10 protein-coding genes are annotated in these 9,470 nt (G+C 62.0%); 5 read left to right on the top strand and 5 right to left on the bottom strand.

All coding sequences use genetic code 11. From position 1 onward, the window contains the following. The first annotated feature begins 121 nt into the window (after nucleotides 1-121). Nucleotides 122-1,042 carry a biphenyl-2,3-diol 1,2-dioxygenase gene (gene bphC, locus RWT78_RS24805; protein WP_003940493.1) on the top strand — a complete coding sequence of 307 codons (921 nt, stop codon included), beginning with the start codon at nucleotides 122-124 and terminating at the stop codon, nucleotides 1,040-1,042. Nucleotides 1,043-1,105: 63 nt separating this feature from the next. Here bphC and RWT78_RS24810 read toward each other — a convergent pair whose 3' ends face one another. The 3 genes from RWT78_RS24810 to RWT78_RS24820 form a co-directional block, all read right to left on the bottom strand. Continuing rightward, entirely contained in the window at nucleotides 1,106-2,419 is a 1,314-nt protein-coding gene (locus RWT78_RS24810; protein ID WP_314681626.1) for a bifunctional o-acetylhomoserine/o-acetylserine sulfhydrylase, read from the bottom strand. A gap of 37 nt (nucleotides 2,420-2,456) precedes the next feature. Beyond that, complete coding sequence (locus RWT78_RS24815; RefSeq protein ID WP_050656844.1) at nucleotides 2,457-2,972, bottom strand: OsmC family protein; 516 nt, start codon at nucleotides 2,970-2,972, stop codon at nucleotides 2,457-2,459. Nucleotides 2,973-3,213: 241 nt separating this feature from the next. Then, entirely contained in the window at nucleotides 3,214-3,975 is a 762-nt protein-coding gene (locus RWT78_RS24820) for an enoyl-CoA hydratase-related protein (protein ID WP_064074266.1), read from the bottom strand. 117 nt (nucleotides 3,976-4,092) lie between these two features. Here RWT78_RS24820 and RWT78_RS24825 point away from each other — a divergent pair, with 117 nt between their 5' ends. Then, on the top strand, nucleotides 4,093-4,686 hold the full coding sequence (locus tag RWT78_RS24825) for a TetR/AcrR family transcriptional regulator (RefSeq protein WP_003940428.1): 594 nt from the start codon (nucleotides 4,093-4,095) through the stop codon (nucleotides 4,684-4,686). On the opposite strand, the gene RWT78_RS24830 is transcribed toward RWT78_RS24825, so the two are convergent. Next, complete coding sequence (locus RWT78_RS24830; RefSeq protein WP_047270758.1) at nucleotides 4,687-5,289, bottom strand: TetR/AcrR family transcriptional regulator; 603 nt, start codon at nucleotides 5,287-5,289, stop codon at nucleotides 4,687-4,689. 325 nt (nucleotides 5,290-5,614) lie between these two features. Here RWT78_RS24830 and RWT78_RS24835 point away from each other — a divergent pair, with 325 nt between their 5' ends. The 3 genes from RWT78_RS24835 to RWT78_RS24845 all read left to right on the top strand — a co-directional run bounded on the left by RWT78_RS24835 (nucleotide 5,615) and on the right by RWT78_RS24845 (nucleotide 9,189). Continuing rightward, nucleotides 5,615-6,418: an SDR family NAD(P)-dependent oxidoreductase gene (locus RWT78_RS24835; RefSeq protein WP_007732778.1), complete on the top strand. Its 804-nt coding sequence runs from the start codon at nucleotides 5,615-5,617 to the stop codon at nucleotides 6,416-6,418. Between the two features lie 55 nt (nucleotides 6,419-6,473). Then, on the top strand, nucleotides 6,474-7,595 hold the full coding sequence (locus RWT78_RS24840; RefSeq protein WP_003940189.1) for a DUF5938 domain-containing protein: 1,122 nt from the start codon (nucleotides 6,474-6,476) through the stop codon (nucleotides 7,593-7,595). 73 nt (nucleotides 7,596-7,668) lie between these two features. Next, the gene (locus RWT78_RS24845; RefSeq protein ID WP_314681630.1) at nucleotides 7,669-9,189 is read left to right on the top strand and encodes an AMP-binding protein; all 1,521 of its coding nucleotides are present in this window, start codon (nucleotides 7,669-7,671) and stop codon (nucleotides 9,187-9,189) included. Between the two features lie 2 nt (nucleotides 9,190-9,191). On the opposite strand, the gene RWT78_RS24850 is transcribed toward RWT78_RS24845, so the two are convergent. Then, nucleotides 9,192-9,470: alpha/beta hydrolase (locus RWT78_RS24850; RefSeq protein WP_314681632.1), on the bottom strand; the 279-nt coding region annotated here is incomplete at its 5' end.

Below are 9,470 nucleotides of genomic sequence, written 5' to 3' on the forward strand. Positions count from 1 at the left end.
TCCATGTGCCTGGTTCCATTTTCCATGCGTCGACGCTCTCGCAGCTCGGTGGCGAACCGCAGGGTATCCACCGCTCGATGATCTAGTCCCACAAATACTTTCGAAGCAAGGACGGTTAGGCATGACTGAAATTAGGGGCCTGGGGTATCTCAGGATCCAAACGCAGGACGTGGCTCGCTGGCGCGAGCTCGTGGTCGACGGACTCGGCCTCGCGGTCGGTAGTGGCCCGGAAGCCGACGGCCTCTACTTGCGCCTGGACGAGCGTCGTGCGCGACTGATCGTCCTGCCCGGTGAGACGGACAAGGCTCTCGCAGTGGGCTGGGAAGTGCGAGATCAGTTCGCGCTCCAGCGTGTTCGTGAAGCAGTGGAGAAGGCCGGAGTCGAGGTCGAGGTTCTTTCCGAGGTCGACGCCAGCTACCGCGATGCCGAGCAGGTCATCGCATTCGACGATCCCAACGGTAACCGAGTCGAGGTCTTCTTCGGACCGGTACTCGACCACAGCCCGTTGGTCACCCCGCACGGCGGCCGTTTCGTCACCGGCGATCAGGGCCTCGGCCATGTGGTGCTTCCGGTTACGCGTTTCGACGAGGCATACACCTTCTACACCGAGGTGCTCGGATTCCTCCCGCGCGGTTCCATCCGTCTCGGCGGTATCGATGCGCCGCCGCCGGCTCGCCGCGTTCGCTTCATGGGTGTCAACCAGCGCCACCACAGCCTGGCGTTGTGCCCGGCGCCGCCGGTTGACGAGCCCGGTCTCGTGCACCTGATGATGGAAGCCGAGACTCTCGACGCCGTCGGTCAGGCTCTCGATCGTGTTGCCAAGCTCGGCTTCTCGATCTCCTCGACGTTGGGCCGCCACACGAACGACAAGATGGTGTCGTTCTACGTGCGCGCACCCGGTGGATGGGATCTGGAGTTCGGTTGCGAAGGCATGCTTGTCGACGAAGCCTTCTACACCGCTGAGGAAATCACGGCCGACAGCTACTGGGGCCATGACTGGTCCGAGAGTGAACCGCTGGCCGCGTTCACTCCCAAGAGCTAGCTCTTACGCAACGAAAAAGCTCGGTCCCAATGCATATCGGGGCCGAGCTTTTCGTGCGATAGATCAGGAAGCTGCTGCGGCCAAACCGGTTTCGAGGTCGGCGAGAATGTCGTCGATCCCTTCGATGCCGACCGCAAGGCGGACGAGCCCCGGGGTGACGCCCGAAGCGAGCTGCTCCTCGGGGGTGAGCTGCGAGTGCGTCGTCGACGCGGGGTGGATGACGAGTGAGCGAACGTCACCGATGTTGGCGACGTGGCTGTGCAACGTCAGTGCGTTGACGAACTTCTTGCCTGCGTCGACTCCACCGGCGAGCTCGAACGCGACGATGGCGCCGGTTCCCTTGGGAGCCAGCTGCTTTCCGCGCTCGTGCCAGGGCGAGGATTCCAGTCCGGCGTATGCGACCGACGTGACTTCGACGCGGCCCTCGAGGAATTTCGCGACCTTCTGGGCGTTGGACACGTGGCGCTCGATGCGCAGGCTCAGTGTCTCGATACCCTGCGAGATGAGGAAGGCGTTGAACGGTGCGATGGCCGAGCCGAGGTCGCGCAGAAGCTGAACGCGTGCCTTGAGGGCGTAGGCGGGTGCGCCGAGATCGGCGAAGGTGACGCCGTGGTAGCTGGGGTCGGGGGTCGTGAAGTTGGTGTGGCGTCCCTGGGTCCAGTCGAAGGTGCCACCGTCGACGATGACGCCGGCGATCGCGGTGCCGTGTCCGCCAAGGTATTTGGTGGCGGAGTGGACGACGATGTCGGCGCCGTGCTTCAGCGGCTGAATGAGATACGGAGTTGCGACCGTGTTGTCCACGATCAGTGGGATGCCGTGCTCATGGGCGACTGCGCTGATGCCGGGGATGTCGAACACGTCGTTCTTGGGGTTGGAGATGGTTTCGCCGTAGAACGCCTTGGTGTTCGGACGGATTGCCTCACGCCAGTGATCGAGGTTGTCCGGGTCCTCGACGAAGTCGACGGTGATACCGAGCTTGGGCAGCGTGTAGTGGAAGAGGTTGTACGTGCCGCCGTACAGGCGAGGGCTTGAGACGATGTGGTCCCCGGCCTCGGCGAGGTTGAGGATCGCGAAGGATTCGGCGGCCTGACCGGACGCAACCAGCAGAGCCGCGACTCCGCCTTCGAGGGCGGCGATGCGCTGCTCGACGGCGTCCTGCGTCGGGTTCATGATGCGGGTGTAGATGTTGCCCGGCTCGGCGAGGCCGAAGAGCGCCGCCGCATGGTCGGTGTTGTCGAAGACGTAGCTGGTGGTCTGGTAGATCGGAAGCGCCCGAGCGTTGGTAGCGCTGTCCGGGCCCTGTCCGGCGTGGACCTGCTTGGTTTCGAACGACCAATCGGCGGTCGGATCGGTATCGACGGGGGTGTTCTCGCTCATGAATTCATACTCCGTGGTGAAGGTGGGTTAGTGCGGGTCAGGCGGTTTCGACGACTGTATGCACTGGGACGGGATTGCGGGTGAGATCGAGTACGGGGCAGTGGGCGTCGACCGTTTCCTGCAGTTCCAGGTAGCGCTCGCGGGGTTCGGGGCCGGTCAGGGTGACGACCACGCGGACCTCGGAGAATCCCGGGCGAACGGCGTCGTCGAAGCCGAAGAATCCACGAACGTCGAGGTCACCTTCGGCCCTGGCCGAGATGTCGTCGAGAGCGATACCGAGTTTGTCCGCCCAGACGCGGTAGGTGACCACCTGGCAGGAGAGCAGGGAAGCAAGGTAGTACTCGACAGGATTGGCTGCGGTGTTCTCGCCGCCGAGGGCCGGTGGCTCGTCGACCTCGACGCTGTACTTACCGAGAGAAATGGTGCTGGCAACGGCGTCGTGCGCCTGGGCGGAAGCCTTGAATACGACGTGTGCTTTGCTCGCGTCTTTGTCGATGGCGTCGGCGTTGGCTGCTACGACGGAACTCAGGTGTGAGATGGAGGCGGTGGTCATGACAGAAATGTCCCCTGATCTGGGTGTACATACGAGTATCGACGTGAGCGGCGCTCACGTCGTAGGTCCGATCAGTAGATCGGACACCCGGATGTACAGACATGCGCAAAGTCGACATGGCGCCGCCGCGTCAGCAGCGTGCCCGTCTCGTATGCGCCGATTCCCGTCACAGGAGAGACTGTAACCGGTTCATACCCTTTCCGACCAGACGTATAGGAAATCTGTCTCGGATTGTGGTCTGTCATGCGGGCGGCAGTCCGCTCCATCGGGGTGTCCGACGAGTGGCGAAAGCGTCGAGTCCTTCGGCGATGTCCGGAGAGCGCAACACTGCGTCCTTGGCGTCGTCGGTGACCTTCCATCCGTCGGCGTCGGCGTCGGCGTAGAGAGCCTCGATGGCCTTCAGACTCAGACTCACGGAGGTGGGGGAGGACTCGCAGATCTCCGCTGCCATCACCAGTGCCTCGTCGAGTGCCTTACCAGGGGCAGTGACTGCATTGACGACGCCGAGGTCCTTTGCCCGTTCGGGATCGAGTGTGCGGCCGGTGATCAAGAGTTCGCGGGCGACGTTGATCGGAAGCGCGCGAGGCGCCCGAAAGAGTGCTCCGGACGTCGCAACCAGACCGCGTTTGGTTTCGGGAAGGCCGAATTGCGCTGTGGCGGAAGCGACGATCAGATCGCAGGCCAGTGCGATTTCGAAACCGCCACCAAGCGCGTAGCCCTCGACTGCAGCGATCAGGGGCTTGTTCCGCCGGCGCCGGATGACGCCGTACTCTCCGCCGCGAGGCATGCGGAGGTCGGCCCGCTCTCGGATATCGGTTCCGGCGCAAAAGATGTTGGGGGTTCCGGTGATGATGCCGACCCACAGATCAGGGTCGTCGTCGAGAATATTCAGCGCGGCTTCGATTCCCTCGGCAGTCTCACGGTTGATCGCGTTACGGCGTTCTTCGCGTTCGATCCTGACGATGAGAACGCGGTCATGGCGTTCGGTGGAAACAGTCGACATAATTGGACTGTAGTCCACCTATCGGAGGCGGAGGTGCGTCACCTGACGGGACGGACATTGGACACATTCCGGACTGTGGCGAAGACTGTGTTCTGAGGCGGAGAAGGGCAGGTCGACGTGATTTCCAAACGAGAACAGAACAAGCGCGATACCAACGACAGGTTGCTCTCGGCTGCTCGAATTCTGTTCTCGGCGCAGGGTTTCGCCAGCACGACCGTCGACGACATCGCCGAGCGAGCCGAGGTGTCGCGAGCCACCTTCTTCAATTACTTCCAGGGCAAGGACTCGGTTCTCGAGGCGCTGCACAGTGATCATCTCGATCAGCTTGCGGCACTGGTGGATCAGCTCATGGAATCGCCGATGCCGACTTCTGATCGGATCTCCCGGATTTTTCAGGACTTTGCGCAGCAAGCGATCATGCATCCGCGCTATCTGCGCATGGTGACTGCAGAACTCGAGCGCGACTTCGCCTCCTCCGGAGCGGGGGCGGCCCACGATCATCGGTTCCACGTGGAACTTCTCCGGATCGTCACTGCCGGTATCGAAGCCGGCGAAGTGAGATCGGACTACCCGCCGCTCTTTCTCGCACAGATGATCGGTGGTACGTACGGAGCGTTGGTCCGCTTCTGGCGGCAAGACGCCGATTACGACGTGGTCGGAGAATTCGATCGCGGAGCCAGGTACGTCGCGGAAGGCATCGCTGCTCGCTGATCAGGGAGTGGGCACTACCAGAGGCAGCATCTGCTGGACGCTCTCCGAAAGATAGTTTGCGGCAGTCTGATCGCCGGACAGATGGCGCAGCAGGCTCTGCTGGAACAGGCCGTCGAAGATTGCGTACATCGCCGCCGAGGTGACCGATGCCTCTACGTCGAGAAGCTCGGCGTAGCGAGAAACAATGCGCCAGATCATGTTTTCGAGACTCTCGTCGATCGCGGCGACGTCGGCTCGGAACGACTCCTCGAACATCGACTGCGCGCGCAGGTCGTACCAGAGGCGGTGCATCGTGGGTTCTTCGATCATGGTCTCGGCGAGCAGTGTGCCGAAACCGGTTTTCAGTTCCTCCGGTGTCTTCGCGGTGGCGACGATGCCGTCGTAGCGGGTTACGCAGCGTGCCTTGTAGTGGCGCACGCAGTGGGTGATGAGATCGACCTTGTCGCTGAAGTAGTAGTGCAGGACGCCGTGGGAGAACTCCGAATTCTGGGCGATTTCGCGCAGGCTCGTGCGTGCGTAGCCCAATTCGGCCAGGGTTTGCAGTGCGGCCTCGGCGAGTTGATCACGTCGCTCGGAGAATTTGTCGACCTGGCGACGCGACACCTTGTCTGCGTTGGACCGCTTGGCGGAGCTGGACTGCTGGTCCGGGGAGCTAGGTGCAGCCTTTTTCCCTGCCTCACTAGGCTTCTCGACTGTCGTGGTCACGATGGCACGTCCTGTTCCCTGCGGTTTCCACAGCGGCACGATCACCGCGTCCGAATCAGTGTAACCCCTGGTCTTTGACGAGCGTGTAACAAAATCTTGACAGTCGTCAAGATTTCTCTTGACACTCGTCCAAAGTTGAATACTCTGTGACTCACACCACTTGACAGCGTCGCTGTGAACGGTGGCATCGCGAGAGTCGTTTCAGTCATGGAGGCAGTCGAAAATGAGCGTGTTTGATCTCGAGGGAAGAAAAGCACTGGTCACAGGTGGTGCCAAGGGGCTCGGAGCCGGAATGGCTGAGGCGTTGGCGAAGGCGGGGGCGTCAGTGATGATCGGCGACGTTCTCGAAGACGAGGGTCGTGCCACCGCAGAGGCTGTTGGTTCGGGCGGAGTCAAAACCGGCTTCGTAAAGCTGGACGTCACCGACGATGCCAACTGGGAAGAGGCAGTCGCCGCCACCGCGGAGACTCTCGGCGGCTTCGACATCCTCGTCAACAACGCAGGCATCGAGATTTCCTCGCTGGTGGTCGACCTCGATCCGAACGACATCCGCCGTATGTGTGAGGTCAACATCCTCGGAACAGCGCTCGGAACGAAACACGGACTGCGCAGCATGCGTCCGGGTGGCGTAGCCGGAACCGGCGGTTCCGTCATCAACATCTCTTCAGTGGCCGCCACCATTCCGTTTCCCGGGATCAGTGGATACTCCGCGACCAAGTCCGCGGTCGATCGCTTCACCAGAGTTGCCGCCGCCGAGTCGGGCAAGCTCGGCTACGGAGTCCGCGTCAACTGCATCTACCCGGGTCTTGTCGCCACGGAGATGGGTCTCGGACTCGCGGCGGACATGGAGAAGCTCGGCCTCTGGCCCAGCGCCGAAGCAGCAGTCGGAGACGTCATCGGCCTCACCCCGCTCGGCCGCCTCGGTGAAGTGAACGACATGGCTGACGCCGTTGTGTTCTTGTCCTCCGACGCCGCGCGATTCATCACCGGAATCGGCCTACCGGTCGACGGTGGCATGGGCATGTAACTCGCCCTTCATTCGTACGTACACCCTTCTCACGTCTTCGAAAGGTTCCACGAACATGTCCGAAAAGAAGCCAGTCATCGTCTACGGCGTCTCCGGGTACACCGGTCGTCTGGTGTGTGAATACCTGCGCGAGTTCAACATCCCGTTCATCGCAGCCGGCCGCGACGCCGCTCGCATCCAAGAGGTCCTCGACAAGATCCCCGGTTTGGACACCGTCGATCACGAGGTCGTCGAGGTCGAGCACACGGTCGAGGCTCTCACCGAATTGTTCACCGGTGCACAGGTTGTCAGCAACATGGTCGGGCCGTTCATCAAGCTTGGCGGGACCGTCGTCGAGGCTGCGTTGAATGCCGGTTGCCACTACATGGACACCACCGGTGAGCAGGACTGGGTACTCGACGTCCAGGAGAAGTTCAGCGACAAGTACCAGGAGAAGGGCCTGCTCCTCTCGCCCGGTATCGCGCAGATGTACACCACCGGTGAGATCGCGGCCAATATCGCACTGGAAACGCCGGGCCTCGATACGCTCGACATCCTCGTGCTGTGGAAGGGATTTCCCACCTACGCGTCCACTCAGACGATCTTCACCATCCTCAAGGCAAACTGGTACTACCTCGAGCAGAACAAGTACGTGCAGTGGGCGCCCGGCCAGACTTTCGACGTCGTCGTTCCGGGCCAGCACGAAACTGCGCTTGCATTGCCGTGGGGCGGAACATGCCACCCGGTGTGGTTCAAGAACGATCCGCGAGTTTCCAACGTCAAGGCTGCGGGCGGAGTGTTCGACCGCACCGTGATGGAAGGTGTTGTCGCGACGCAGAAGATCGTGGAGGAGCAGATCAAGACCCTGCCCGCCGACGAGCAGGAAGCCGCCTTGGCCGAGATCGCCGGATCGGTTCAGGCCGGTATGCCCCCTCGTGAGAATCCGCGCATCAACACCTCACTCGACTCCGTCTACGCGTCGGGCCCGCTGGGCCGCTCGCACGTCGTGATCCACGGAAACTGTAACTACAAGCAGACGGGCCTCCTGCACGCCTATGCAGCGCATTCTCTGCTCCAGCAGGCGCCGAAGCGGACCGGGCTTGCCTCGGCTTGCCAGGCGTTCGGCCATCGCGAACTGCTCGGCGCGCTACGTAGTTTCGGGCTGGCTCTGGAGCCGGAAGTAACCATCAACGCCTAACTCGTCGCCCTCGTCATCATGTTCACGGCTCCCGGCGTGTAGCGCGCCGGGAGCCCCGCCCTGGAGGCTCCCCATGCGTTTGACCGACTATCTCGACAAGGGAGCCTCTCTTGGTTCCACCGCACCGTGTTTGACGATGGGGGAGCGCACTCTCTCCTACGGCGAGGTGCAACAGTTCAGCCGACGCTTCGCAGCTTCGCTCGCGGCTTCGGGCATCGCGCCGGGCGAAAAGGTCGCGATTCTGTCCGGCAATGATCCGATCTCGTTCTCGTGCGTATTCGGAATAAGCCGGGCCGGCGGCGTCTGGTGCCCGATCAACCCTCGCAACGAAGCTGCGGAAAACCGAGACCTGTTGGATTTGTTCGATTGTCGCGCTCTGTTCTTCCAAAAGTCCTATGCGCCGCTAGTCGACCAGATCAAGGATGCGCTTCCCCAGTTGGTGACGCTCGTCTGCATCGACGGCGAATCGGAATCGGCACAATCTCTCGAAAGCTGGCTCGGGGAAGACGAACTCGACGCTGCGGCGCCCGACGACGTCACCATGCTGGTCGGCACCGGTGGTACAACTGGACGGCCCAAGGGCGTGATGTTGACCGGGCACAACATCGAGACGATGACCGCGATCACCTTGATGAGTTATCCGTTCGAGGGGCGCCCGGTGTATCTGGCGTTGGCACCGCTGACTCACGCCGCCGGTGTTCTGTGCTTCCCGATCATGGCCCTCGGCGGCGAAGTAGTGATCATGCCGAAGCCCGACCTCGGGTACTTCCTCGCGAACGTTCAGAAGCACAAGGTGACTCACACCTTCCTGCCGCCGACGCTCATCTACATGCTGCTCGAGCACGAGGCCCTGTCGGCCACGGATCTCAGCTCGCTGCAATGCTTCTGGTACGGAGCGGCGCCGATCTCCCCGACCAGACTCGCGGAGGCGATCGACAAGATCGGCCCGGTCATGGCTCAGCTGTTCGGGCAGAGTGAAGCCCCCATGATGATCTCGACGATGTCACCGAAGGAGCACTTCGGCTCGGACGGTACTGTCGCAACGTCACGACTTTCGTCGGCGGGTCGACCGTCGCCGCTGGTGACCGTGGGGATCATGGACGACAAAGGCGCGCTGCTCGGACGTGGCGAGCGTGGTGAGGTGGTGATCCGCAGTTCGTTGGTGATGGCGGGTTATTACAAGAACCCCGACGCAACCGCGGAAGCGTCAGCCCACGGCTGGCATCACACCGGCGATATCGGGTACCTGGACGAGGACAATTTCCTGTTCATCGTCGACCGTGCGAAGGACATGATCATCACCGGCGGTTTCAACGTCTATTCGGTCGAGGTGGAGCAGGCACTCATGGCGTATCCGGGGATTCAGGACTGCGGAGTGATCGGGTTGCCGGACGACAAGTGGGGCGAACGCGTTGTGGCAGTGGTGCAACCGCACCTCGGCGCCGACATCGACGGCGCCGAGGTGATGGCTTTCGTGAAGGCTCGCATCGGAAGTGTGAAGACTCCGAAGCAAGTCATCGTCTGGGACGATCTACCTCGCTCCAAGGTCGGCAAAGTTCTCAAGAACGAGATCAAGAGCGGGCTGACGGGCTGAGGTCACGACTCGCACACCACGTCTTCGGCCGGCAGTGAGCCGTCGAGCAGGTACGAGTTGACGGCGGCGTTCGCGCAAGTATTCGCGTAGCCCGGGAACACCGCATGAGTGCGGCCTGGAACTGTCACGAGCCGTGAGCCTTTCATCGCTTCATGCATGCCGAGGCCTTCGTCGTACGTCGTGCGGGTGTCACCGGTTGCCTGGATCTGCAAGGTCGGAACGTTGTTGTCGATGTCGATCCGCGTAGGGGCCTCACTGTGCCAGAACGCGCACGGCATGAT

The organism is uncultured Rhodococcus sp., from assembly GCF_963525155.1.
Taxonomy (GTDB): Bacteria; Actinomycetota; Actinomycetes; order Mycobacteriales; family Mycobacteriaceae; genus Rhodococcus_F; species Rhodococcus_F qingshengii.